The following is a 25,329-nucleotide window of genomic DNA, read 5'->3' as shown; positions in this document are numbered from 1 at the left end:
GTCGATCGCACGGTGCGGGAACCTCCGGAAGGTCGTGCTGCCACTGCGGGCAACCTGTGGCCTGGTCGTGAACGTCCTGCGGAGGCGCGCTCCGCTCCGATCACCCTACCGCCGCCCGCCCCTGTCCGCGGCACGCGGCGCGGGGGCGGACGGACGTGGCGGTCCTCACCCCTGGGGCGCCACCGCGACGAGGTCGACGACGACGGCGAGCGCGCTCGGCTGCTGGTCGTTCCCGGGCAGCTGGACGAGCACCCGGCTGCCGATCGGCACCCCCTCGACGAGGTCGAGGAACGTGCCCGAGCCGACCGCCGCGGCGATCGGGCCGAACCCCTCCTGCGACGTGTCCCACGTCGACGCCTGCGAGGCGCCGTCCTCGCTCGTCAGCGCGTACTGAGCGACGACGCCCTGACCCGCCGCGATCGGCTCGCCCGTGCCCGTGGCGATCGTCGTGCTCGTCGGCTCGGCGGCGAGCGTGGCGCCCTCGACCAGCGTGACACCGGACACCGGCTCGCCGAGCTCGCCGTCGTACGTCACGGGCAGCTCCTCGCCCGTCGGCTCGGCACCCGCCTCGCCGACGACCTCAGGACCGAACGCCTCCACGATGTCGACGACGAACACGATCGTGTCCTCCGCGCCGATCCCGGCCTGCGCGTTCCCGCCCTGCGGGCCGTAGCCGAGGTCGGCGGGGATGCTCAGGAGGATCCGGCTGCCGACGGCGTGCCCCGGGATCCCCTGTGTCCAGCCCGCGACGACGGTGTTGAGGCTGAACGGGACGGCGGCGCCGCCGTCGTAGGAGTTGTCGAACGGTGTGTCGGATCCCCAGACCTGGCCGAGGTAGTGCGCCGCGACGACCGATCCCGGTTCGACGACGGGTCCGTCACCCTCGCTCAGCACCTCCGCCTGGAGGCCCTCGGGCGGGGTCTCGCCCGGGAACGTCAGCGTCGGCTTCTCGCCGAACGCGCCGGACGCCTCGAACAGGTCGGTCGCCTCCGTGGCGCCGCTGGCGGTGTCACCCGACGCGCTCGAGGTCGGTTCCTCGGACCCCTCGGAGCCGGCGGGTTCGCCCGAGCTGCAGGCGGCGAGCACGAGCGCCGCGGCGACGGCCGTGACGATCAGGTGAGGGACGGTACGGCGCACGGGTTCTCCCGGTTCGAGGGGTGGTGGACGCAGCTGATCCGACAGAGCCCCGCCGGTGCGTGACCGGCGGGGCTCTGTCGGATCAGGGTGTCGCGAGGATCAGTGGAACGAGTCGCCGCAGGCGCACGATCCCGAGGCGTTCGGGTTGTCGATCGTGAAGCCCTGCTTCTCGATGGTGTCGGCGAAGTCGATCGTCGCGCCGACGAGGTACGGGACGCTCATCTTGTCGACCACGACCTCGACGCCGTCGAAGTCGCGCAGCGCGTCGCCGTCGAGCACCCGCTCGTCGAAGTACAGCTGGTAGATGAGGCCCGAGCAGCCGCCGGGCTGGACGGCGACCCGCAGCCGCAGGTCGTCGCGCCCCTCCTGCTCGAGCAGCGCCTTGACCTTGGCAGCCGCGACGTCGGTCAGCTCGACCTCGTGGGTCGTCTCGACCTCGGTCGTCAGGGACTCGGTCATGTCGTCTCCGTCGCTCGTCTCGGTCAGTCGTGGGCGCCGGACGTGCCCGACGCTCCAGACCAGCGTACGACGCCAGGCGGCGTGCGCCTACCAGGCGAGACCGGTGTCACGCGGGAGCGAGGCACCGACCGGGCGCCGGGGCGGCGTCGCGTCACCAGGACCAGGTGCGGGCGACGCGGGCGGCGCGCGCGGCCAGGGCGGCCTCCGCGCCGTCGTCGTCGACCTCGTACAACGCGCTGACGCCGATGGGAGCGGACTCGCGCCTGCCGACGCCGATGTGCTCGCCGACCACGACGACGGGCACGCCGTGCGCCGACGCGGCGTGCCCGACGGCGGCGACGATCCCCGGTCCGCCGTCGGCGATCTGCGCGGCGTCGATGACCGCCGACCCCGTGAGGACGACGTCGGCCCGGCCCGCTCGTGCGTCGAGGCCGAGCTCCGACGCGACCAGCCGGCCCCCGGGATGCACCCGGGCTCCGAGCAGCGACGCCGCGAAGCCCACGCCGCCGCCGACCCCGGATCCCGTCCGGCGGGCCGGCCGGGCGGGCGTTCGCGCGCCGGCCACGGGCAGCGCGCGCGGAGCCAGCGCGAGCGCCGCGCGCTCGAGCGCGTCGAGCCGGGGAGCCAAGGTGCTCTCGCGCTCCTGCGCCTGCGCCGCGTCGAGGCCGGTGCGGGTGGTCAGTGCCGCTCCCGCGCCGTGCAGGCCCACGAGCGGGTCGCCGCTCGCCGCCGCCACGTCGAGGGTCACGCCGGCGAGGCGGTCCCGCGCACCCGCGAGGACCTCCGCGGCGTCCGCGGTCGGGTCTGCGGCTCCCTCGCCACCGGCGAGCGCCCGGAGAAGGCCCCATCCGCCGTCGTGCGTGGCGGCGTCTCCCGCGCCGAGGACCACGCGCCGAGCGCCGAGCTCGAGCGCGGCGACGAGCAGCTGCCCGACGCCGACGCTCGTCCCGTGCAGCGCCGCCTCGGCCGCCGACGCGTCGTCGGGCGCCAGGTGCGTACCGACCGCCTCCCCGGCCTCGAGGTAGGCCACCGGGCCCCCCTCGTCCGTGCCGGTCACGAGCACGGCGGCCGGCACCGGCGCGCCGAGCGGCCCGGCGACCGTCACGGCGTGGGTCTGCCCGCCGCGCCACGCGTGCACCGCCGCGAGCAGCCCCACCCCGCCGTCGGACATCGGGGCCTCGTCGAGCTCGTCGGCCGCGGTGGACGCCCACCCCTTGGCCAGCGCACGCACGGCGGCCACGGCGCTCGGCGTCCCGGTGAACGCGCCGGCGGCGAGCAGGGCCCGCACGTCTCAGCCGCGAGCTGGTCGAGCGCCCAGCCGGGCGAGGAGCGCCGCCTCGGCGAGCACGGCGCGTTCGAGCTCGCCCAGGTGCACGCTCTCGTCGGCGCCGTGGGCACGCGAGTCGGGATCCTCGACGCCGGTCACGAGGATCTCCGCGTCGGGGAACTGCTCGAGCAGGTCAGCGATGAACGGGATCGACCCGCCGAGCCCGACGTCCACCGGCGGCGTCCCCCAGGCGTCGGCCATGGCGGCGCGCGCCGCGACCATCGCCGGCGAGTCCGCCGGAGCCGCGAACGACTGCCCGCGCTCCCCCGGCTCGACCACCACGCGGGCGCCGAACGGGGCGTGGTCGAGCAGGTGACGGGTGAGCGCCTGCTCGGCCGCGAGCGGGTCCTGCCCGGGAGCGATCCGCAGGCTCAGGCGCGCACTCGCGCGGGCGGCGATCGTGTTCGACGCCTCGGCGATGCTGCGCGCGTCGATGCCGATGACGCTCAGCGCGGGACGGCGCCACAGCCGCGAGGCGAGCGCGCCGGTACCGGCCAGCCGGACGCCGTCCAGCACCGCCGCATCCGCGCGGAACTCCGCCTCCGGGTAGTCGACACCGGCCGAGTCCTCGGAGACCAGGCCGGCCACGGCCACGTCGCCGGCGTCGTCGTGCAGGGTCGCGATCAGGCGCGCCAGCAGCGTCGGGGCGTCCAGGATCGGCCCGCCGAACATGCCGGAGTGCACGTCGTGCTCGAGCACCTCGACGCGGACGACCAGGTCGACCAGGCCGCGCAGCGACGTCGTCAGCGCCGGTACGCCCACCTTCCAGTTGCTGGAGTCGGCCACCACGATGACGCCGGCGGCGAGCCGGTCGGCGTACGTGGCGAGGAACTGCGCGAAGGTCGGGGAACCGATCTCCTCCTCGCCCTCGACGAACACCGTCACGCCGACGCCGAGCTCCTCGCCGAGGACCCGGAGCGCTCCCAGGTGCGCCACGACGCCCGCCTTGTCGTCGGCGGCACCGCGCCCGTACAGGCGGCCGTCCCGCTCCACCGGCTCGAACGGGTCGCTGCCCCACGACGAGGACGGGCCGGGAGGCTGGACGTCGTGGTGCGCGTACAGCAGCACCCGCGGCGAGCCCTCGGGACCGGCGCGGTGGGCCACGACGGCGGGAGCCCCCGGGACGCCGTCGGCTCCGTCGACGCGCAGCACGTCGACGGACTCCATCCCCGCGCCGCGCAGCAGCTCCGCGACGGCGCGCGCACTCGCCTCGACGTGCTCCCGGTCGAACGCGGCGGCCGACACGCTCGGGATGCGGACGAGGTCCTCGAGGTCGGCACGCAGCCGCGGGAACTCCGCGGCCGTGCGGGCGCGCAGGTGGGCGAGGTCGGGGGTGGGAGAGACCATGGGCGCGAACATACCCGCCCGCCGCCTCGACTACCCTCGAGGTGTGCTGGGACGGAAGAAGAACGACGCCGACGCCGCGGTGCAGGACGCGCCCTCGTCGACGATGACGGCTGCCGACGTCGGCCAGGAGCCGGACGAGGGCAAGAAGGGCCGCCCGACGCCGAAGCGCCGCGAGGCCGAGGCGAAGAACCGCCGTCCCCTCGTGCAGAACGACCGCAAGGCCGCCGCACGCGAGAACCGCGTCAAGGCCTCCGAGGCCCGGGCGAAGATGAACGAGGCCATGGTGACCGGCGACGACCGGTACCTGCCGGCGCGTGACAAGGGTCCGGTGCGGCGGTACATCCGCGACTACATCGACGCCCGGTGGAACCTCGGCGAGTTCTTCCTCCCCGTGTCGCTCGCCGTCGTCCTCGTGATCCTGTTCCTGGGCAACCGCCCTGAGCTCGCGATCTACGTGATCCTCGGGCTGTACGCCGTGGTGCTCATCGCCGTGGTCGACGCCGTCATCACGGCGTCGATCATGAAGCGCAAGCTCGTCGCGAAGTTCGGGGTGGGCAAGATCCCGCGCGGCTCCGTGCTGTACGCCGTCATGCGCGCGTTCCAGATCCGCCGCACCCGCATGCCGAAGCCGCAGGTCAAGCGCGGCGAGTACCCCAGCTGACGTCCGGGGGCCGGAAGCCGGACCGCCGGCGCCCCCGGCGGCTCTAGGCTGCGGCTCATGGTCGCCTTCCGCCACCTCGGCAGCTCCGGTCTGAAGATCTCCGAGATCACCTACGGCAACTGGCTCACGCACGGCTCCCAGGTGGAGAACGACGCGGCGCTGGCGTGCGTCCGCGCCGCGCTCGACGCGGGCATCACGACGTTCGACACCGCCGACACGTACGCCAACACCAAGGCGGAGGAGGTGCTGGGCGACGCGCTCGCCGGCCAGCGGCGGGAGAGCCTCGAGATCTTCACCAAGGTCTACTTCCCGACCGGCCCGAAGGGCCCGAACGACACCGGCCTGTCGCGCAAGCACATCCTCGAGGCCATCGACGGCTCCCTGACCCGGCTGCGCACCGACTACGTGGACCTGTACCAGGCGCACCGCTACGACCACGCCACCCCGCTCACGGAGACGATGCAGGCGTTCGCCGACGTCGTCCGCGCGGGCAAGGCGCTGTACATCGGGGTCAGCGAGTGGACGGCGGAGCAGCTGCGCGCCGGGCACGCGCTGGCTCAGGAGCTCGGGATCCAGCTCATCTCGAACCAGCCGCAGTACTCGGCGATCTGGCGCGTCATCGAGCCCGAGGTGGTTCCCACGTCACGGGAGCTCGGCATCTCGCAGATCGTGTGGTCGCCGGTCGCGCAGGGCATCCTCACGGGGAAGTACGCGCCTGGGGCGGCGCCGCCGGCCGGGTCCCGCGCCACCGACACCAAGGGCGGCGCGTCGATGATCTCGCGGTTCCTCGGCGACGACGAGCTGCTCGGCCGGGTACAAGACCTGCGCCCGATCGCCGACGAGCTCGGCCTGACGATGGCGCAGCTCGCGCTCGCCTGGGTGCTGCAGAACGACAACGTGGCCGCCGCCATCATCGGTGCCTCGCGCCCGGAGCAGGTCACGGAGAACGTCGCGGCGTCCGGGGTGAGCATCCCCGCCGAGCTGCTCGAGCGGATCGACGCCGTGCTCGGCGACAGCGTCGTCAGCGACCCGCGGCTGACGGACGAGGTGTCGCCCCGCGAGCGCCTCGCCTGACGCGAGCGCCATCGAGCCCGCACCGCGACGTCAGGCGGGCCACCTGAACGCGCGCAGCTCCGTGACGGCCACCGACGCTCCGTCGCGGAGCAGGCGGGCGCTCGTGGCGCCCTGGGCGGCGAGCTCGCGCCAGTGCTCACCGAGCCACGACTCCGCGTCGTACCGCGAGGCCGCCGCCTCAGGCCGGAGCCCGGTGGGCACGGGTTCGCCGTCCGGCCCCTCCAGCTGCCACGTCCACGCCGCACCGTCGGTCACTGCCGCCTCCCGGCGTCCGTGGCGTCGGCCAGGGCGCGGCCGACCCGCCCGGGCCACGCGGGCCCGTCGTAGATGAGCCCCGTGTAGGCCTGAACGAGGTCGGCGCCGGCGTCGAGGTACGCGGCGGCGTCGCGGGCGTCGCTCACGCCGCCGACGCCGATCACCGTGCCTCCCGGTCCCAGCTCGGCCCGCGCGAGCCGCACCACCTCGAGACCGCGGGTCAGCAACGGCGGTCCGGACAGCCCGCCGACGCCGACGTCGTGGCGGATCGTGGTGTTCGCGGCGACGACACCCTCGAGCCCGAGCTCGCGGGCGAGCCGGGCGATCGCGCGCACGTCGTCGTCGGCGAGGTCCGGAGCGATCTTCACGAGCACCGGGACGTCCCGGTGCGCGACGCGGCCGGACTCCGCGAGCACCGCCACGAGGATCGGCCGGAGCGCGTCCACCGCCTGCAGGTCCCGCAGCCCGGGCGTGTTCGGGCTGGAGACGTTCACGACGACGTAGTCCACGTACGGGGCGAGGGCGCGCGCGCTCGCCCGGTAGTCGGCCACGGCGTCGGCCGCCGCCGTCACCTTCGACTTCCCGATGTTGGCGCCGACGACGAGGGCCCGCCCGTGCCGCGTCGAGCGCAGGCGGTGCAGGCGTCGAGCGACGGCCTCGGCCCCGCCGTTGTTGAAGCCCATCCGGTTGAGGAGAGCACGCTGGGCGGTCACGCGAAACAGTCGGGGCCGCGGGTTGCCCGGCTGTGCCACCGCCGTCACCGTGCCGATCTCGACGGCGGCGAATCCGAGCGCGGCGAGCCCGGCGACCATCGTGGCGTCCTTGTCGAACCCCGCGGCCAGCGCGAACCGGCTGCGCAGGTGCCGGCCGAACAGCTCGACGCCCTGTCCGTGCGGGCGGCCGAACGTCCGCTCGAGCACCCACCTGAGCGGCGGGACCGCGCCGGCCACGCGGATGAGCGTCCCGGCGACGTGGTGCGCGCGCTCCGGATCGAACCGCAGGGCCACGGTGGAGAACAACGCGCCGTACACGCGACCCGGATCCGACACGGCCCTTACCCTAGTCTCACGCGCCGGCCGGTCCTGGCAGCCTCGGCGCCGCAAGGACCGCCGTCGTCAGCGGTCGGACTGGGCGATCCGCGCCGGGCTCGACCGCCACAGCCACGCGAGGCCGAGGAGGGGCAGCACGAGCGGCACGAACCCGTAGCCCTGCCCGAAGTGCGACCAGACGGTGTCCTTCGGGAACGCTGCGGGGTCGACGACGCTGAGCGTCCCCACGGCCAGGACGCCGACCAGCTCCACGACGACCGCCGCCCACGCCACGCGCCGCATGCGGTGGCCGTTGTGGGCGAGAGCGATCGTCGCCACCACGTAGACCAGCGCCGAGAACGCGGAGAGGCCGTACGCCAGCGGCGCCTCGGCCGCGTCGCGGACGAGCTGCACGCCGGCACGTGCCGTCGCGGAGAGCGCGAACACCCCGTACACGGCGATGAGGGCGCGCCCGGCGCCGTACGCGCGCCGGCGCGGGTCGTGCACGGCTTCGTGCGGCGTCCCCGACGGCGTCCCTGCCGGGTCGGGCGTCGGCGCCTCCCGGTGGGGTGCCGGCGTGCCCGGCCCGGTCTCGCTCACGCCTGCCACACCTGTCCGATCCGTAGCTGGACGACGAGCAGGGCGAGGCAGGCCACGACGAGCACCACCGAGCTCCAGCGCGTGCGCTCGACGAGCGCCCAGGCGCCCGCGAACGGCAGCAGCAGCAGCGCGGTGATGAGGTACCCCCAGAGCGTCACGGGCTCGGCGACGTGGTGACCTCGTGCCTGCCCGACGCCGGCGACTACGAGCTGGGCCAGCAGGCCGACCTCGACCACGCCCGCGCCGATGAGCTGCTTGAGGATGACCGCGCGGTCCCGCACCGCCCACACGGCAGCCCACAGGCAGAGCAGCGCGATGACCGCGCTGACGATGCCGAGGGTGGGAAGCACGCCCGGAAGCGTACGACGTCGCGAGGCGAACGGTCACACCCCGCGTCGCGAGACGGCTCTACGATCTCCTCATGCCTACGCCGACGAAGCCCTCCGACGTCACGCTCAGCCAGCGCACCGCCGCGGAGGCCCAGGCCGACGTGCTGGTCGTCCCGCTCGCGACCGGTGACGGACCCGGCGGCGCGACTCCCGCCGTCGCCGGTCTCGACGACGTCGTCGAGCGGGCCGTCATCGCAGCGATCCGCACGTTGCGCCTGGCGGGGACGGCCGACGAGGTGACCAAGGTCCCGGCGCCGGACGGGATCGGCGCACAGCTGCTGGTGCTGACCGGGACCGGTGCGGTCCCGGGCGCCGCGACCGAGGAGGCCCTGCGCCGCGCCGCCGGCGCCGCGCTCCGCGCCCTCACCGGCCACCCGAGCGCTGCCCTCGCGTTCCCCGACGACTCCCCCGACCAGGTCGGTGCCGCCGCCGAGGGCGCGCTCCTCGGCGCGTACGGCTACCGGCGATACCGGGCCGGTGCGGCCGCGCCGTCCGACGTGACGATCCTCACGTCGCACACGCGCGCCAAGGCGTACCGGAGGGCCGTCGAGGACGCCGCCGTCGTCGCCCGCGCGGTCAGCGGCACCCGTGACCTCGTCAACGCGGCGCCGGCGGACCTCTACCCCGCCTCCTTCGCTGATGCCGCGAAGGCGGCGGCGAAGGGCACCAAGGTCAAGGTGAGCGTGCTCGACGACGCCGACCTCGTGGCCGGCGGGTACGGCGGCCTCGTCGGCGTCGGACAGGGCTCGGCCCGGCCGCCGCGGCTCGTCAAGGTCGTGTACTCGCCGGCCCGGGCACGCACGCACGTCGCGCTCGTCGGCAAGGGCATCACGTTCGACTCCGGTGGGCTCTCGATCAAGCCTGCCAAGGGCATGGAGACGATGAAGAGCGACATGGCGGGCGCCGCCGCCGTGCTCCACACCGTCCTCGCGGCCGCCGCGCTCGAGCTCCCGGTGCGCGTGACCGGGTGGCTCGCGCTCGCCGAGAACATGCCGTCCGGGACGGCACAGCGACCGTCCGACGTCATCACGATCCGCGGGGGGACGACCGTCGAGGTCCTGAACACCGACGCCGAGGGACGCCTCGTCCTCGCCGACGCGCTCGTGGCCGCCTGCGAGGAGTCGCCGGACGCCGTCATCGACATCGCCACGCTCACCGGCGCGCAGGTGGTCGCGCTCGGCACCCGCGTCAGCGCCGTGATGGGCACCGACGACGTCCGGGACGCCGTCGTCTCGGCAGCCGACGACGCCGGCGAGCAGTTCTGGCCGATGCCGCTGCCGAGCGAGCTCCGGGCGAGCCTCGACTCCCCCGTGGCCGACCTCGCGAACATCGGCGACCGGTTCGGCGGCATGCTCGTGGCGGGCATCTTCCTGTCGGAGTTCGTCGGCGACGTCCCGTGGGGACACCTCGACGTCGCGGGACCCGCGTTCAACGAGGGGTCGCCGCACGGTTACACGCCGAAGGGCGGAACCGGTGTCGGCGTGCGGACGCTGCTGTCCTACCTCGAGCGGGTCTCCGCCCGCTGAGCCCGGGCGTCACCCCTTGACGGAGCCCAGCATGACGCCGTGCCGGAAGTGCTTCTGGATGAACGGGTAGAGCAGGATCATCGGCAGGGCGGTGAGCACCACGGCACTCATCCGGAACGTGACGGTGGGGACGACGGCGTCTGGATCCGCCGCCGCGTCGGAGGAGACCTCCGTGAGGAGGTTCCGCAGCACGACCTGCAGAGGTTGCAGGTCGGCGTCACGGATGTAGAGCACCGCGGCCATGAACGTGTTCCAGTGCCCGACGGCGTAGAACAAGCCGATCGTCATGAGCACCGGCACCGCGAGCGGTACCACGATGCGCAGCAGCAGCCGGAGCTCTCCCGCGCCGTCGATCCGGGCGGCCTCGAACAGCTCACCGGGGATCCCCTCGAAGAACGTCTTGAGGATGAAGACGTTGAACACGCTGATCGTCGTCGGGATGATCATCGCCCAGACGGTGTCGAGCAGCCCGGTCGCCTTGACGACGAGATACGTGGGGATGATCCCGGCCGAGAACAGCGTCGTGAGGAGCGCGACGAACAGGATGCCGCGCCGCCCCGGGAGGCGGTGCTGGCTCAACGGGTAGGCGAAGAGGACCGACACGACGAGGTTGAGCGCCGTGCCCACCACCGTGACGAACGTCGTCACGACGAAGCCCTGCTGCAGACGCGAGTCCGCGAGGACCATGCGGTACCCGTCCAGCGTGAACTCTGTCGGGAGCGTGTAGCCGCCGTTGCTCAGGATCTCGGAGTACGGGGTGAACGACGCGGACACCACCACGAGGAGCGGGAGCACCGCCGCCACGATGACGAGCCCGAGGAGGACGTTGACCACGGTGTCGAACCCACGGTCCGAACGGGCGGGGCTCACCATAGCTGCGCGCTCCATCGTCGTGCGATGCGGTTGGCGACGACGATGAGCACGAGCCCGATGACGGACTTGAACAGGCCGACCGCCGCCGCGAGGCTGTAGTTCAGGTTCTCCAGACCGGCCCGGTAGACCCAGGTGTCGATGATGTCGCCGGTCGGATAGACCTGGATGTTGTAGAAGATGTAGACCTGGTCGAACCCGGCGTCGAGGATGTTCCCGAGCTTGAGGACGAGCAGCAGGATGATGACGGGCCGGATCCCGGGCAGCGTGATGTGCCAGATCTGCCGGAAACGGCCCGCGCCGTCCACGCGAGCCGCCTCGTAGAACGTGCGGTCGATCCCGATCATCGCGGCGAGGTAGATGATCGCGCCCCAGCCGATGTCCTTCCACAGGTCGGAGCCGACCAGCACGCTGCGGAACCACGTGTTCGAGGTCAGGAAGCCGATCGTGAAGCCGAAGTTGTCGCGGAGGAAACCGTTCACGAGGCCCGTGCTCTGCGACAGCAATGCGATGGTGACGCCGTACACGATCACCCACGACAGGAAGTGCGGCATGTAGCTCACGGTCTGCGCCAACCGCCGGAACCAGCGCAGCCGACACTCGTTGAACAGCAGCGCGACGATGATCGGCGGGATGGTGCCCGCGACGAGCTTGTACACCGAGATCAGCACCGTGTTCGTCATGAGGGTGCTGAAGTACGGCGACGTCCAGAACTGCTCGAAGTGTGTGTAGAACGGTGACGCCCAGGGGCTCCCGGCGATCCCCTCACGGATGGAGTAGTCCTTGAATGCGATGAGGACGCCGTACATCGGACCGTACTTGTAGACCGCCAGGTAGAGCAGGCCGGGAACGAGCATGAGCAGGAGGGTCCGGAACGACCAGAACCGCCGCCGCGCCTGGCGTGGGCGTCCGACCTCCGGCGGCGCCGGGGTGGACGACTCGACCCGCTCAGGAGCGCGCGTCTGCTGGAGCGTCATCGCTCGCGCCCTTCGGGTCCTGGAGCGCCGCGAACGTGCGCCGGAAGGTCGTGAAGATGGCGCGCGACCCGACGTAGCCTGCGAGCAGCACGGAGAACGGCCAGTACCAGGACAGCAGCACGAGGGCCGCCACGACCGCGAGCGCCAGCACGGTCTCGCCGGGCCGGGCGAACGCCATGATCACGCTCGCCCGGTACACCCCACGCACGCCCTGCTGGGTGTGCGCCGCCAGCGCGTACCCGTGCGCGATCACCGGGGCCACGGCGATCAGGCCCACGAGCGACACGACCTGCAGCACACGGGTCGCCGTCGTCCCCCCGGCGGGGTCAAGGCGCCAGAGCAGCGCGAAGGAGCCGACGGCGCCCAGCGTCATGGTCGACAGTGCCAGGCCGACGGCGACGTTCTCGCGGACGTACGCCACGAACGCACGGGCCGCCGGGCGAGGACGACCCATGACGTCGTCCCGCGCCATCGCCATGAGCGCGACGGTCGCGGGTCCGATCGTCACGATCGGCAGCGACGCCACGAGCCACAGGGCGTTGATCCCGACCGCCCGCCAGAACCCCGCCAGGAGATCGACGACCCGCGACCAAGGGCCGGCGCCGTCGGGCGAGCGTGAGGTCACGAGGACGCCGGGAGGCCGAGGGCGGCGAGCTGCTCCTGCGCGGAGCTGACGTACTCGGCGTAGCCGAACTGCCCGTTGAGCTCGGAGAGGAACGCGTCGTAGTCCGTCAGCTGCCGCTCGCCGGTCACGAAGAGCACGATCTGCTCGTCGGCGAACCGGGCGGCGTCGGCCACGTTGTACCCGTCCGGCGGCGCCACCAGGGCGTCGTACAGCACGATCTGCTCGCGGTCCATGCACGCCTGCCACGCCCAGGCCTCGTCCGGGAACTTCGTCGCGAGGTACGTGTCCTCGTCGCGCCCGGTCATCTGGTAGGCGAAGAAGTAGGAGCCCTCGGTGTCCAGCGCGGGCAGCGGGACGACCTCCTCGCCGTCCATCTCGAACGTCTCGCCCTCGACGCCGAACATGACGAGTCGCGACCCGTCCGGCGTCGAGATGTAGTTGAGGAGCGTGATGAGGGCCTCGACCTTGTCGGGGTCGTCCCCGACCGACGCGGGGATCGCCTGGACCACGCCGAACGGGCTGCCCGGCTGAGCGCCGGGGCCGTCCGGCCCGTCCAGCACCGAGATCATCTGCCAGTCGGAGCCCGGCTGGGCCGCCTGCTGCGCCTCCACGAACTCCGGCTTCGTCATCTGGTCCCAGCTGATCGCGACGACGCCGGCGCTGCCCTGGAACGCCCGGTCCCGCGCCTCCGCGATCTCGATCGAGAACAGGTCCGGATCGACGAGCTGCTCCGCGAACAGCGTGTTGATGTACGTGAGCGGCTCGATCACGGCCGGGTCGTTGTAGCCGTCGACGATCGCCGGGCCGTCGGCGTAGAGCGTGCCGGGTCCCCCGGTGCCGTACGCGCCGAAGACCGCCGAGAACGTGCCCATGCCGGAGCCCGTGATGCCGACGGTGTCGGCGGCGCCGTTGCCGTCCGGGTCACCGGTCGTGAACGCCTGGAGCACGTCGTGGAACTCGGCCGTCGTCGTCGGCATAGCGAGCCCGAGGTTCTCCAACCAGTCCGCGCGGATCCACAAGCCGTTGTAGCTGAACTCGCGAGGCTTGCGGACCACGCTCACGAGCCGACCGTCCAGCAGCGTGGCGTCGACGTTCTCGGAGCCGACGTAGCTCTCGTAGTCGCTGAGCTCGTCGCGGTGGTCCGTGAGGTCGAGCAGGAGCCCTTGCTCGTCGAACTGACGCACCTGGCTCCGGCTCGTGAGGAAGAGGTCCGGCGCCTGGTCGCCCGCCAGGGCGGCGCCGAGGTCCTCCGGGGACTTCTCGACGACGATCTCGTACCCGGTGATCTCCTCGAGCTTGTCGGCGATCGGGTTGTCGGCCGGGATCTCTGTCACGTCGGCCGACCCGCCGTAGTTGATTCTCAGGACCCGTTCCTCGTCATTGTCCCCACCGCCCAGGACCGAGCATCCGGCGGATAGCAGAACAATGGCAGAAATGGCAGCGACCGACAATCGCCGCCCCCGTCGTGACGTCATCGTACGATCCTCTCTGAACGTCGAAGCATCTCAGCTCGTCACTTGCGGCCAGCGCGGCTGGGATGAACCCTAGGAGAGGTGTGGAAGATCTTTCAAGTGGCATGCACGGACGTGCAGGATTCACGTGCGTGCACCGTCCACGACGTCCACCGCCGCTCCGTGCGCCGTCTCGCCCAGGAGCTCCCGGGCCGTGGTCTCGTCGATCACCAGGTCGGTGACGAGCTCGCCGAGCAGGGCGCCGCGGAGCGCGCTGATCTTGTGGTTGCCCGACACGGCGCAGATCCGGTGCGGGATGGCCCTCACGAGGTCCAGGTCAGGGCCGCTCGTCCGTCGGTTCATGCGGACCCCCTCGGACGTCCCGTCGGCGCGGAAGAACGTCGTGGCGAGGTCCCCGACCACCCCGTCCTCCTCGAGCGACCGGTAGTCCTGCTGATCGAGGAAGTAGCCGGCCCGGTACGGCGACGAGGGGACGCCGTTGTCGACGTGCCCGAGGCTGAAGAGTGCGACGTCGGCGTCCTTCTGCAGGTCGACGACCGCCCGCACCGCCCGCTCCGCGAACAGGATGTCCCGTGTGTCCTCGCGATCGAGGAACACGGGCACCGGCAGGCGCCGGATGTAGGCGTTGTACGCGGTCCCGAACGCCGTGAGGATCGCGCTGGAGTAGTGCTCCCCCAGCGCTCGCGAGTTCCCCACGCCGTTGAGCAGGACCACGCGACAGTTGGTCACCATGCGCGCCATGAGCACGTCGCTGATCTCCCGGAGCATCGTCCCCCACGCCAGCGCGAGGACCATGTCGGAGTTGAAGATCGAGTTCAGCACCCGGGTCGCGTGCGACGCGGTCCGCTGGTGTCGTTCGACGGGTGTCATGGTGTCGCGCACGTGCACGACGTGCGCCCGGACCCTGTACCGATCCGACAGCTCGCGCTCGATCGCGTCGGCGTAGGCGCTCGGGGGCATGATGCGGATCTCGACGAGGCCGGCCTCGCGGGCGAAGCTGATCAACCGCGAGACGGTCGACCGCGAGACGCGCATCTCCTGTGCGATGGCGTCCATCGTCGCGTCCTGGATGTAGTAGCGCTGCGACGCGTGGATGGCGTCCTCGACCTTGCTGTCGTCGCGGTGCGGCACGGTTCCTCCTGCAACTTCGGCGACACTGCACATCCGTGCGGGATGGTGGGAGAGTATTGCAGAAGGGATCGGAACACCACCAGACTGTTCGCCGTGGCGGAACTGGACAAACGACCGAAGGTGCTCGTCGTCGGATGGGACGGGGTGCGTGACGACACCCTTCGACAAATGGCGCCGGAGGCAATCTCTGAGATCGCCTCGCGGGGCCGATGGTGGACGACGACTCTCCCGGACGTCGATATCGCTCCCACCATGACGGCTGTGGGGTGGAGCACCATTCTCACCGGGGTGTGGCCGGACCGCCACGAGGTGCTCGGGAACGATGACACGTACCACCTTCTCCATCGCTACCCGGACATGCTGACCCGCGCGTTCTGCGCGCGACCGGACATCGCGACGTACGCCGCGACGTCCGCCCTCATCTTCGGCACCGACTTCGGGCCGGGCCCTGTGCTCGGTCCCGGCGTCCGCACGATGACCTGGTTCGACCGCCGCACCTACCCGGGCGGCTTCGCGGACACCGACGTGCTCGTTGCCGACGACGCCGAGCGGCGCCTGGGCACGCAGGAGCACGACTTCTCGTTCGTCTACCTCGGTGAGACGGACTCGGCAGCGCACGCCCACGGCGTCGGCAGCCGGTACGAGGAGGCGATCGCGCGTCAGGATGCCCGGCTGGCCCGCATGGTGCAGGCGATCCGCGCCCGGCCGACGTTCGACGACGAGAGCTGGCTCGTGATGCTCACCACCGACCACGGGCACCGCGACGAAGGCGGCCACGGCCGCGGGAGCTGGCAGGAGCGTCAGTCGTTCGTCGTCGCGGGCCTCCTGGACGGCTCGCCCGCCACCTGGGCCACGGAGGCCGCCAACGTCGACATCGCTCCGACCGCGTGGGCCCACCTCCGCGTCACGCCGAGCGAACGCTGGCTGTGCCAGGGCACGTCGTTGCTCGCGCCCTGATCGCCTCTCCCCCGTCTCCCTCCCGACACGCCCACCCCACCCGAAGGAGTACGAGTTCCCATGCGCAGCCCGGAGTTCGCCGACCAGCTCAACGCCTACCCGCCGACCGGCGTCCTGGTCGTCGGAGCCGGACCCTCGGGACTGTCGGCGGCGCTGTCCGCCGCGCGCAACGGCGCTCAGGTCCGGGTCGTCGAGCGGTTCGGATTCGTGGGCGGCAACCTCACCGCGGGCCTCGTCGGCCCCTGCATGACGTCGTTCTCCCTCGACGGGCGCACCCAGCTCGTGCGCGGCATCTTCGATGAGTTCGTGCGCCGCATGGAGGCCGAGGGCGGCGCGGTCCACCCGTCCCGCGTGCGCAGCGGCACGGACTTCGCCGGGTTCATGGGGTTCGGCCACGAGCGCGTGACGCCCTTCGATCCGGAGTCCGCCAAGGCGGTGGCGCTCGAGATGCTGCAGGAGGCCGGCGTCGAGCTCCTGCTGCACACGTTCGTCGCCGACGTCGTCACCGACGGTCGGCGGATCCGCGGGGTCGTCGTCGCCAACAAGGACGGCCTCGGGTACCTGCCCGCCGACGTCGTCGTCGACTGCACGGGCGACGGCGACGTCGCGGCACGCGCCGGCGCTGAGGTCGCGTACGGGCGGGACGGCGACGGCGCCGTGCAGCCGATGACGCTCTTCTTCCGCGTCCGGAACGTCGACGACCGCGCCGTCGAGGAGTATGCCCGCGCGCACCCGGAGGACCTCTTTCCCTTCCAGAGCATCGTGGAGCGGGCGCGTGCGGAGGGCCGGTTCCCGATCCCGCGCCGCGGCATCCAGCTCTTCCGGACGCCGGAGCCCGGGGTGTGGCGCATCAACACCACGCGCGTCCTCGGGCGCGACGGCACGAGCGCGGCCGACCTGACGGCAGCCGAGATCGAGGCCCGAGGGCAGGTGCGCGCCCTGCTCGAGTTCTTCCGGACGGACGTACCCGGGCTCGAGCGGGCGGAGCTGCTGGACACGGCGGCGACCATCGGGGTCCGCGAGACGCGGCGCGTCGTCGGCGAGTACACCCTCACGCTCGAGGACCTCATCGCCGGCCGGCACTTCGACGACGTCGTCGCCGTCGCCGGGTACCCGGTGGACATCCACAGCCCGGTGAGCGGGGACGGGCCGTTCGACGACGGCATCCCGGCGACCGCGAACGTCTACGAGATCCCGTTCCGCAGCCTCGTCCCCCGGGACCTGGACAACGTCCTGGTCTCCGGTCGCTGCCTCTCCGCCACGCACGAGGCGCTCGCCGCCGTCCGTGTGATGCCGCCGTGCTTCGCGATGGGCGAGGCCGCCGGACTCGCGGCGGCGTGGGCGAGGCAGGACGGCACCACCGTGCACGACGTCGACGTGACCCGCCTGCAGCGGCGACTCGTCGAGCAGGGCGCCTACCTGGGGGATCGCCTCGATCCCGCCCTGGCCGCCGGGGCAGCCGCCGGTCGCGGCGCCTGACCACCACGACGGACGGAGCACCGCGCCATGGCCTTTCCCGAGACGAACCTCGACCGACGGACGGTACTGGCGCTCGCCAGCGCAGGCACGGCAGGGGCGGCGCTCGCCGCGTCAGCGGCCCCGGCCGCTGCCGCTGCCGCCCCAGCGGGTGCCGGTCCCACGGCGGTGGTCACGGACTTCGGCGCCGACCCCACAGGCGTCGAGCACGCCGGCGCCGCGTTCCAGGCGTGCCTCGACTCCCTGCCTCCGAGCGGCGGCACCGTCCTCGTCCCGCCGGGCACGTACCTGCTCGCGGGGCAGCAGGTCGTTGAGCTCCGGTCCAACCTCACGATCGAGGGCGCCGGCGCCACCATCGTGCGGCGCGAGCGCACCGGCAGCTACACCGCGTTCACCGGTCTGTCCCACGGTCGCCAGGGCCGGCGTTCGGGCGTGGTGAACGTGACGATGCGGGGCCTGCGGTTCCGCGGCGACTTCACCGCCCGGGCGACGATCTGCGTGATGGCCCTGCACCACTGCGCCGACATCCGGATCGAGGGCTGCGAGTTCGTCGAGTGCCAGGGCGGCGCCGGGCACACCTTCGACCTCAACGGCTGCGACGACATCACGTTCACCGACTGCACGTGGCGCGGCTACCACTCGGTGCCCACGCACGCCCCGACGATCGAGACCATCCAGCTCGACGCGTCCCACTCCTCCGCCGTCTCCTACCCGGACGACCCCGGCTCCTACGACGCCCTCTCCACCCACCACGTGACGATCGAGCGCTGCCGGTTCCTCCCGCTCGACCTCGACGCGGAACCCGGCGCCGTCGTCCCGGCGGACCACGCGCGCAGCTTCCCGGCGCCGAACCCCGTGGGCGCGCACCACTCCGCGTACGAGCAGGCCTACGTCGGGCTCGTCATGCGGGACGTCGAGGTCGTCGACCCCGTGTCGGACCCGAGGCCGGCCCAGAACCAGGACAACGCGGCCGTCCGCGGCGTCATCCACGTGCCGCAGGCCCGTGACGTTCTCCTGGAGAACGTCACGGTGCGCTCCACCACGGGCGCCGTCTCGAACCGCGTCGTGATGCTCTCCTCGATGTCGTACGGCCACATCGCGTCCGCCGACGACGTGCCCGGGCCGAAGGGCTACTACCCCGAGCCCATGCGGTGCGCGGACGTCACGATCCGCAACCTCGTGGTCGAGGGTTTCACCGCCGTCGAGGGTGAGGACCCGGCGCAGAACCCGATCATCGTCGTCAGCGGGGTGGATGAGGGCCCGGCGGAGAACATCGACATCCAGGCGAGCATCCACGGCGACGTGACCACCGCCGTCCTCGTGGAGAAGGCGCGCAACGTACGCCTCGCCCTCGAGATCACCGGTTCCGCCCGGGGTGTGGACGTCACCGACAGCTCCGGGCTGAACGTCGCCGGCGGTCGTTTCGACGACGTCGGCACCCCCGTGGTCCTCACCGACGTCGAGCGTTTCACGATCGCCGGCGTCGTCGGGACGCACTCCGGGACCCAGCCGGTCGCCGTCGTCATGGACGACCTCACCGACCACGGTGTGATCGCGGGCACGCGGTGGTCGGGCTACGAGGCCGTCGCCACCGGCGGCGGCCACCACGTGATCGAGCGCGGGAACCGCGCGACGCCCTGAGCGCACGTCCAGCACTCGCTCTCCCTCGACGATCGGACACCGATGTCCCAGCACGACCTGCACCTCGACCGCCGCACCGTGCTCACCGCCGCCGGTGTGGCCACGGCCGCCCTCGTCACGACGACAGCGCTGCCAGGCGCCGCCGCACCCGCGGCACCGGCCCGGCCCAGCGCGTCGGTGACCGACTTCGGGGCGGACCCGACCGGCGTCGAGCATGCCGCCGCCGCGTTCCAGGCGTGCCTCGACTCGCTGGCAGCGAGCGGCGGCACGGTGCTCGTTCCTCCCGGGACGTACCTCCTGGCCGGTGAGCAGGTCGTCGAGCTGCGGTCCAACGTCGACATCGTGGGCGAGAACGCCACGATCGTGCGACGGGAGAGGACGGGCTCGTACGTCGTCTTCGTCGGCCTCTCGCACGGGCGGCAGGGCCGCCGTTCCGGGGTCACGAACGTGACGATGCGCGGTCTGACGTTCCGCGGCGTGTTCCGCGATGCGGGCGAGAGCGCCTCGATCTGCGCCATGGCGCTGCACCACTGCGCCGACATCCGCGTCGAGGACTGCGAGTTCGTCGAGTGCCAGGGCGGCGCCGGGCACACGTTCGACCTGTGCGGCTGCGACGACATCAGCTTCACCGGCTGCACGTGGCGCGGCTACCACGTGGTCCCGGACATCGCGCCGACGGCAGAGACCATCCAGCTCGACATCAGCCACTCCACGACCGTCTCCTACCCGGACGACGCCGGTTCCTACGACGCCCTCGCCACGAGGAGCGTCACGATCGAGCGTTGCCGCTTCCTGCCCCTGGAGCTCGACGGCGAGGTATGGCCGGCCCCGAACCCGGTGGGGGCGCACTTCGAGCAGGAGGGCCAGCCGTACAGCGGGCTGGTCCTGCGCGACGTCGAGATCGTGGACCCGGCGAGCGACCCGCGGCCGGCTGAGAACGGCGACAACGTGCGTCCTCCTCGCGGGATCATCCACGTGCCCCAGATTCAGGACGCGCTGCTCGAGAACGTCACCGTCCGCTCCACCACGGGGCAGACCACGAACCGGGTCCTCATGTTCACGTCGAACTCGTGGGGCAGGCTCATCAGCGACGCGAACATCCCGGGCAGCCGCGGCTACTACGCCGAGCCGGTGCTGTGCTCGAACATCGACATCCGCAACCTCGTCGTCGAGGGGTTCGCGTCGGATCCGGCGGAGGACCCGGCGCAGAACCCGGTCATCTGGATCAGCGGCGTCGACGGCGGCCCTGCGGAAGACATCAGCATCTCCGCGACGATCCGGGACGGCGGCGCGACCGCCGTCGCGATCACGAAGGCGCGCCGGGTGCACGCGTCGCTGGAGGTCGCGGCGTACGCGCGCGGGCTGGACATCACGGGCGCTACCGACGTCCGGCTGACCGGGAGCAGCTTCGACGACGTCGACCAGCCAGTCGTGCTCACCGGAGTCGACGACTTCGGCGTGCACGGGAGCCGCGGCACGCACACGACCCGCCAGGACGCGGCCCTCACACTCGACGCCGCGACCGACCACGGCGTGATCGCCGGGACGCGATGGAGCGGGTACGACGTCCTGCGCACCGGCGGCGGCGCGGACATCGCCGAGCACGGCAACTCGGTCACGCCCGGACCCGCATGAGGCACGCCCGGGCGGCCCGCCGGGGCGCTCAGGGCCCGGGGGTGCTCCGACGTTGCGCGGCCGTCCACTCCCGCATGCGCGCGGGGTAGCCCGTGAGCTGCACGTCGTAGAACGGCACCGCCAGCTCGCGGGCGAGCTCACGCCCGGCACGTGCGTCGGGAACGCGCCGTCGGGTGAACTCCCCCGAACGGGCGATGAGCACGAGCGTGTGGGGCTCGAACGCCGTCGCCGGCTCGAGGTACGCCTCCACACCGCCGCGCTCCGCGACGAACGCCGCGAAGTGGGCGAGGGTCTCCGCACGCTGGGGCGACCGCGAGGCGCGCCGCGAGGTGCGCGAGAAGAGGCCCATGCGACTCAGCATAAGGAACGAGGACGCCGACGGGAGCGGCATCGGCGGCTTCGTGACGCCGCTCACTGGGCAGCGATTCGTGAGCGTCGCGGCCGGGTGACAAGATAGGGCGCGGCCAGCCTGGACGACCACGCGAGGAGCTCTGACGGACCCGTGCCCGATGCTGTGGCCCCCTCCGCACCCGCCGACGCCGGCGAGCGCGGGGACGCGACGTACGACGTCGTCGTCCTCGGGGGCGGGAGCGGCGGCTACGCGGCGGCCCTGCGCGCGGCCCAGCTGGACCTGCGCGTCGCTCTCGTCGAGTCGGACAAGGTCGGCGGCACGTGCCTGCACCGCGGATGCATCCCCACGAAGGCTCTCCTGCACAGCGCGGAGGTGGCCGACGCCGTCCGCGAGAGCGCGACGTTCGGCGTCCGCGCCAGCCTCGACGGCATCGACATGGCCGCTGTCACCGCGTACCAGGAGGGCGTGGTCGCCAGGCTGTACAAGGGCCTCCAGGGGCTGGTCGCCGGGCGCGGCATCGAGGTCGTCGCCGGCCACGGTCGGCTCGTCGCCCCGGACGCCGTCGAGGTCGCCGGGCGCACGATCCGTGGGCGGAACGTCGTGGTCGCGACCGGCTCGTACTCGCGCAGCCTGCCCGGGCTCGAGATCGGCGGGCGCGTCGTGACGAGCGACCAGGCACTGCGACTCGACTGGGTGCCGCAGCGCGTCGTCGTCCTCGGCGGTGGCGTGATCGGCGTCGAGTTCGCGAGCCTGTGGCGGTCGTTCGGCGCCGAGGTCACGGTCGTCGAGGCACTCGAGCACCTCGTCCCGAACGAGGACGTCGCCCTGAGCACCGCGCTTGAGCGGGCGTTCCGCAAGCGCGGGATCGGGATGCGGCTCGGCGCCCGGTTCGCCGGCGTCGACCAGGACGACTCGGGCGTGCGCGTCCACCTGGAGGACAGCGACGACGTGCTCGCCGCCGACCTGCTGCTGGTGGCCGTGGGACGCGGTCCCGCCACGGCCGGCGTCGGCCTCGAGCAGCAGGGTGTCGAGCTCGACCGCGGCTTCGTGGTGACGGACGAGCGCCTGCGCACGACGACGTCGGGGGTGTACGCCGTCGGCGACGTCGTCGCCGGCCTCCAGCTCGCGCACCGGGGCTTCGCGCAGGGCATCTTCGTGGCCGAGGAGATCGCCGGCCTCGCACCCGCCCCGATCGTCGAGTCCGGGATCCCCCGCGTCACCTACAGCGACCCCGAGATCGCGTCCGTCGGTCTCACCGAGGCCCAGGCACGCGATCGGTACGGCGACGGCGTCGAGACGCTCGAGTACAACCTCGGCGGCAACGGCAGGAGCCAGATCCTCCGCACCGCCGGGTTCGTCAAGCTCGTCCGCGCACCGGAAGGGCCGATCGTCGGCGTCCACGCGATCGGCGCGCGCATGGGCGAACAGGTCGGCGAGGGCCAGCTGATCGTGAACTGGGAGGCGTTCCCCGAGGACGTCGCCGCCCTCGTGCACGCCCACCCCACCCAGAACGAGGCTCTCGGCGAGGCAGCTCTCGCGCTCGCCGGCAAGCCGCTCCACGCGCACCACTGAACGTCCACCGAAGGAGACCAAGTTCATGTCCGAAACCGTCAAGATGCCGGCCCTCGGTGAGAGCGTGACCGAGGGCACGGTCACCCGGTGGCTCAAGGCCGTGGGAGACACGGTGGCGGTCGACGAGCCGCTGCTGGAGGTCTCGACCGACAAGGTGGACACCGAGATCCCGTCGCCGATCGCGGGCGTGCTGCAGAAGATCCTCGCGGAGGAGGACGACACCGTCGAGGTCGGCGCCGACCTCGCCGTCATCGGAGCCGACGCCGAGGCAGCGTCCGACGAGGGCGCTCCCGAGGCTCCCGCCGCCGAGGGCCAGGCCGAGGCTGCGCCCGAAGCAGGGGCCGAAGCACCGGCCGAGGAGGCCCCGCAGCAGGCCGCCGAGGAGCAGCCGCCGGCACCGGAGCCCGCCCCCGAGCCGGAGCAGGCCGCTCCCGCGGAGGAGTCGGCTCCCGCACCCGCCGCCCAGGCCGAGCAGCCCGCCGCGGCGGCGTCCGCCGAGGCCGGTACCGACGTCACGCTGCCCGCTCTGGGCGAGAGCGTCACCGAGGGCACGATCACGCGGTGGCTCAAGGCCGTCGGTGACGAGATCGCCGTCGACGAACCCCTGCTCGAGGTCTCGACCGACAAGGTCGACACGGAGATCCCGTCGCCCGTCGCCGGCACCGTCCTCGAGATCCTCGCCGCGGAAGACGAGACGGTCGAGGTCGGAGCGGTGCTCGCGCGGGTCGGCGCGGCCGCGCCCGAGGCGAAGGCCCCGGAGCCCGAGCCGCAGGCAGCGCCGGAGCCGGAGCCGGCTGCAGCGGAGCCCGAGGAGGCCAAGGCGGAGCCCTCCGCAGCGGAGCCGGAGCAGGCCGCGGCCCCCGAGCCCGAGCCCGCCCCGGCGGCACCAGCCCCCGCGCCGGCGGCCGCGGCACCGGCGGCGACGACGCCCGAACCCGCTCCCCGTCCGAGCGCCGCCGAGGCGCTCTCCGGCACGAGCACCACGTACGTCACCCCGCTCGTGCGCAAGCTGGCGGGGCAGCACGGGGTCGACCTCGAAGGGCTCACCGGCACGGGCGTCGGCGGGCGGATCCGCAAGCAGGACGTGCTCGACGCCGCCGAGGCCGCGAAGGCCGCGGCTGCTGCCCCGGCCGCGGCAGCTCCCGCCGCTCCGGCCGGCCCGGCCGCGACGGTGCTTCCCGTCTCCCCGCTCCGGGGAACGCGCGAGAAGATGTCGCGCCTGCGCAAGATCGTCGCGCAGCGCATGGTCGAGTCGCTCCAGGTGTCGGCCCAGCTCACCACGGTGGTCGAGGTGGACGTCACCCGCATCGCTCGACTGCGGGACCGTGCGAAGGCGGACTTCGCAACCCGTGAGGGTGCGAAGCTCACCTACCTCCCGTTCTTCGCGCTCGCCACCACCGAGGCGCTCAAGGCCTACCCGAAGCTCAACGCGAGCATCGAGGGCGAGGAGATCGTCTACCACGGTGCCGAGAACGTCGGGATCGCCGTCGACACGGACCGCGGCCTCGTGGTTCCCGTGGTCAAGGACGCCGGAGACCTGAACATCGCCGGCTTCGCCCGCAAGATCGCCGACCTCGCGTCCCGGACCCGCGCCAACAAGGCCGTGCCGGACGAGCTCAGCGGCGGCACGTTCACGCTGACGAACACGGGCAGCGGCGGTGCCCTGTTCGACACGCCGATCCTCCTGCAGCCGCAGGTCGGCATCCTCGGCATCGGCACGATCGTCAAGCGGCCGATGGTCGTGAAGGACGCCGACGGCGCCGAGGTGATCGCCGTGCGGTCGATGGTGTACCTCGCGCTGAGCTACGACCACCGGCTCGTCGACGGCGCGGACGCGGGTCGCTTCCTCACCGCCATCAAGAACCGCCTCGAGGAGGGCGCGTTCGAGTCCGACCTCGGGCTCTGACGGCGACGTGCCCGACGTCCTGCTCGCCGGGGCTTCCGGCCTCCTCGGCCCCCCGCTCGGCGCGGAGCTGAGGAGGCGGGGGTTCGGCGTGCGGCGGCTCGTCCGCCGCACGCCGGCCGCACCCGACGAGGTGCGCTGGGACCCGTCCTCCGGCGAGGTGCCCCGGGAGGCCCTGGGCGAGCTCGACGACCTCGCCGCGGTGGTCGTGCTCTCGGGCGCCGGCGTCGGGGAGCACCGGTGGACGCCGGAGTTCCGGCGCACGATCGTGGCCTCACGCGTCGACCCGGTGGGCGCGGCGGCCCACAGCCTCGTCGTGGCCGGCGCCCAGCACGTCAGGCTGGTGGCCGCCTCCGCCGTCGGCTACTACGGCGACGGCGGCGAGCAGGTGCTCACGGAGTCCTCCCCGAGCGGCAGCACGTTCCTCGCCGGCGTGTGCCGAGCCTGGGAGTCGGCTGCCGACGACGCCCGAGCGGCAGGCATCGCCGTCGCCCACCTCCGCACCGGCGTCGTGCTGGCCCGCCGCGGCGGGGCGCTCGGCCGACTGATGCCCCTGGTCCGGCTCGGGCTCGGCGGGCCCCTCGGGAACGGACGGCAGTGGTGGCCGTGGATCTCCGCACTCGACGCCGTCCGTGCGATCGCGCACCTCGCCACGACGAGCGATCTCGTCGGTCCGGTCAACGTGACCGCCCCGAACCCGCGGCGCAACGCCGAGGTCGTCGCGGCGCTGGCGCGCGGTGTGCACCGGCCGGCCGTGCTGGGGGTGCCGGCGCCGGCGCTCCGCCTGGGGCTCGGCGCCTTCGCCGACGAGCTCCTGGCCTCGCAACGCGTCATTCCGGCAGCGCTCGAGAGCTCCGGCTTCGCGTTCGCGCACCGGCATCTCGACGACGCCGTCGAGTGGCTGGTGCGCTGACG

Annotated in this window: 24 protein-coding genes; 10 read left to right on the top strand and 14 right to left on the bottom strand. The window is 72.7% G+C overall.

Features of this window, described 5'->3' with window-relative positions; all coding sequences use genetic code 11:
- Window positions 1-165: 165 nt before the first annotated feature.
- The 4 genes from BCAV_RS23575 to BCAV_RS09480 all read right to left on the bottom strand — a co-directional run bounded on the left by BCAV_RS23575 (window position 166) and on the right by BCAV_RS09480 (window position 4,270).
- Complete coding sequence (locus BCAV_RS23575) at window positions 166-1,137, bottom strand: FKBP-type peptidyl-prolyl cis-trans isomerase (RefSeq protein ID WP_015882380.1); 972 nt, start codon at window positions 1,135-1,137, stop codon at window positions 166-168.
- A 99-nt stretch (window positions 1,138-1,236) separates the two neighbouring features.
- Window positions 1,237-1,596: an iron-sulfur cluster insertion protein ErpA gene (gene erpA, locus BCAV_RS09490; RefSeq protein WP_015882379.1), complete on the bottom strand. Its 360-nt coding sequence runs from the start codon at window positions 1,594-1,596 to the stop codon at window positions 1,237-1,239.
- Window positions 1,597-1,747: 151 nt separating this feature from the next.
- Window positions 1,748-2,884: a glycerate kinase gene (locus BCAV_RS09485; RefSeq protein ID WP_015882378.1), complete on the bottom strand. Its 1,137-nt coding sequence runs from the start codon at window positions 2,882-2,884 to the stop codon at window positions 1,748-1,750.
- A 3-nt stretch (window positions 2,885-2,887) separates the two neighbouring features.
- Entirely contained in the window at window positions 2,888-4,270 is a 1,383-nt protein-coding gene (locus BCAV_RS09480) for a dipeptidase (protein WP_245528996.1), read from the bottom strand.
- Window positions 4,271-4,313: 43 nt separating this feature from the next.
- Between BCAV_RS09480 and BCAV_RS09475 the strand changes: the two genes are divergently transcribed.
- On the top strand, window positions 4,314-4,931 hold the full coding sequence (locus BCAV_RS09475; protein ID WP_015882376.1) for a DUF3043 domain-containing protein: 618 nt from the start codon (window positions 4,314-4,316) through the stop codon (window positions 4,929-4,931).
- A 57-nt stretch (window positions 4,932-4,988) separates the two neighbouring features.
- Window positions 4,989-6,005, top strand: coding sequence for an aldo/keto reductase family protein (locus BCAV_RS09470; RefSeq protein ID WP_015882375.1), 1,017 nt, complete (start codon window positions 4,989-4,991; stop codon window positions 6,003-6,005).
- 30 nt (window positions 6,006-6,035) lie between these two features.
- Here BCAV_RS09470 and BCAV_RS09465 read toward each other — a convergent pair whose 3' ends face one another.
- From BCAV_RS09465 to BCAV_RS09450, 4 genes are all read right to left on the bottom strand, one after another.
- On the bottom strand, window positions 6,036-6,260 hold the full coding sequence (locus BCAV_RS09465) for a hypothetical protein (protein WP_015882374.1): 225 nt from the start codon (window positions 6,258-6,260) through the stop codon (window positions 6,036-6,038).
- Window positions 6,257-7,291: a quinone-dependent dihydroorotate dehydrogenase gene (locus BCAV_RS09460; protein WP_015882373.1), complete on the bottom strand. Its 1,035-nt coding sequence runs from the start codon at window positions 7,289-7,291 to the stop codon at window positions 6,257-6,259. The genes BCAV_RS09465 and BCAV_RS09460 overlap by 4 nt, the downstream gene beginning before the upstream one ends.
- Window positions 7,292-7,375: 84 nt before the next feature.
- Window positions 7,376-7,888 carry a hypothetical protein gene (locus BCAV_RS09455; RefSeq protein ID WP_015882372.1) on the bottom strand — a complete coding sequence of 171 codons (513 nt, stop codon included), beginning with the start codon at window positions 7,886-7,888 and terminating at the stop codon, window positions 7,376-7,378.
- Window positions 7,885-8,238, bottom strand: coding sequence for a hypothetical protein (locus BCAV_RS09450; protein ID WP_015882371.1), 354 nt, complete (start codon window positions 8,236-8,238; stop codon window positions 7,885-7,887). Before BCAV_RS09450 ends, BCAV_RS09455 begins: the two co-directional genes overlap by 4 nt.
- A 71-nt stretch (window positions 8,239-8,309) precedes the next feature.
- Here BCAV_RS09450 and BCAV_RS09445 point away from each other — a divergent pair, with 71 nt between their 5' ends.
- Window positions 8,310-9,803, top strand: a complete 1,494-nt coding sequence (locus tag BCAV_RS09445; RefSeq protein WP_015882370.1) for a leucyl aminopeptidase — start codon at window positions 8,310-8,312, stop codon at window positions 9,801-9,803.
- A 9-nt stretch (window positions 9,804-9,812) separates the two neighbouring features.
- On the opposite strand, the gene BCAV_RS09440 is transcribed toward BCAV_RS09445, so the two are convergent.
- From BCAV_RS09440 to BCAV_RS09420, 5 genes are all read right to left on the bottom strand, one after another.
- Window positions 9,813-10,637, bottom strand: coding sequence for a carbohydrate ABC transporter permease (locus BCAV_RS09440; RefSeq protein WP_222836679.1), 825 nt, complete (start codon window positions 10,635-10,637; stop codon window positions 9,813-9,815).
- Between the two features lie 32 nt (window positions 10,638-10,669).
- The gene (locus BCAV_RS09435; protein WP_015882368.1) at window positions 10,670-11,650 is read right to left on the bottom strand and encodes an ABC transporter permease; all 981 of its coding nucleotides are present in this window, start codon (window positions 11,648-11,650) and stop codon (window positions 10,670-10,672) included.
- Entirely contained in the window at window positions 11,622-12,275 is a 654-nt protein-coding gene (locus BCAV_RS09430) for a YesL family protein (protein ID WP_015882367.1), read from the bottom strand. The genes BCAV_RS09435 and BCAV_RS09430 overlap by 29 nt, the downstream gene beginning before the upstream one ends.
- Window positions 12,272-13,609, bottom strand: coding sequence for an extracellular solute-binding protein (locus BCAV_RS09425; RefSeq protein ID WP_043346937.1), 1,338 nt, complete (start codon window positions 13,607-13,609; stop codon window positions 12,272-12,274). Before BCAV_RS09425 ends, BCAV_RS09430 begins: the two co-directional genes overlap by 4 nt.
- A 261-nt stretch (window positions 13,610-13,870) precedes the next feature.
- Entirely contained in the window at window positions 13,871-14,878 is a 1,008-nt protein-coding gene (locus BCAV_RS09420) for a sugar-binding transcriptional regulator (protein ID WP_015882365.1), read from the bottom strand.
- A 93-nt stretch (window positions 14,879-14,971) separates the two neighbouring features.
- Between BCAV_RS09420 and BCAV_RS09415 the strand changes: the two genes are divergently transcribed.
- The 4 genes from BCAV_RS09415 to BCAV_RS09400 are packed head-to-tail and all read left to right on the top strand — an operon-like array spanning window position 14,972 to window position 20,587.
- Window positions 14,972-15,835, top strand: coding sequence for an alkaline phosphatase family protein (locus BCAV_RS09415; RefSeq protein WP_187292864.1), 864 nt, complete (start codon window positions 14,972-14,974; stop codon window positions 15,833-15,835).
- 60 nt (window positions 15,836-15,895) lie between these two features.
- Window positions 15,896-17,314: an FAD-dependent oxidoreductase gene (locus BCAV_RS09410; protein WP_015882363.1), complete on the top strand. Its 1,419-nt coding sequence runs from the start codon at window positions 15,896-15,898 to the stop codon at window positions 17,312-17,314.
- A 27-nt stretch (window positions 17,315-17,341) separates the two neighbouring features.
- Entirely contained in the window at window positions 17,342-18,952 is a 1,611-nt protein-coding gene (locus BCAV_RS09405; RefSeq protein ID WP_015882362.1) for a glycosyl hydrolase family 28-related protein, read from the top strand.
- Between the two features lie 42 nt (window positions 18,953-18,994).
- Entirely contained in the window at window positions 18,995-20,587 is a 1,593-nt protein-coding gene (locus tag BCAV_RS09400) for a glycosyl hydrolase family 28-related protein (RefSeq protein ID WP_015882361.1), read from the top strand.
- Between the two features lie 28 nt (window positions 20,588-20,615).
- Here BCAV_RS09400 and BCAV_RS09395 read toward each other — a convergent pair whose 3' ends face one another.
- Window positions 20,616-20,936, bottom strand: a complete 321-nt coding sequence (locus BCAV_RS09395; protein WP_043349320.1) for a thioredoxin domain-containing protein — start codon at window positions 20,934-20,936, stop codon at window positions 20,616-20,618.
- 153 nt (window positions 20,937-21,089) lie between these two features.
- Between BCAV_RS09395 and lpdA the strand changes: the two genes are divergently transcribed.
- Genes lpdA through BCAV_RS09380 form a run of 3 tightly spaced genes read left to right on the top strand, consistent with a single transcriptional unit; the run spans window position 21,090 to window position 25,327 of the window.
- Complete coding sequence (lpdA, locus tag BCAV_RS09390) at window positions 21,090-22,511, top strand: dihydrolipoyl dehydrogenase (protein ID WP_245528992.1); 1,422 nt, start codon at window positions 21,090-21,092, stop codon at window positions 22,509-22,511.
- A gap of 25 nt (window positions 22,512-22,536) precedes the next feature.
- Window positions 22,537-24,417: a 2-oxoglutarate dehydrogenase, E2 component, dihydrolipoamide succinyltransferase gene (gene sucB / locus BCAV_RS09385; RefSeq protein WP_015882358.1), complete on the top strand. Its 1,881-nt coding sequence runs from the start codon at window positions 22,537-22,539 to the stop codon at window positions 24,415-24,417.
- Window positions 24,418-24,424: 7 nt separating this feature from the next.
- Window positions 24,425-25,327 carry a TIGR01777 family oxidoreductase gene (locus tag BCAV_RS09380; RefSeq protein ID WP_015882357.1) on the top strand — a complete coding sequence of 301 codons (903 nt, stop codon included), beginning with the start codon at window positions 24,425-24,427 and terminating at the stop codon, window positions 25,325-25,327.
- The last annotated feature ends 2 nt before the right edge of the window (window positions 25,328-25,329 follow it).

The organism is Beutenbergia cavernae DSM 12333, assembly GCF_000023105.1.
GTDB classification, from domain to species: Bacteria; Actinomycetota; Actinomycetes; order Actinomycetales; family Beutenbergiaceae; genus Beutenbergia; species Beutenbergia cavernae.
Note: the sequence above shows the minus strand (reverse complement) of the source record. Positions and strands in the feature narration are given on the sequence as shown.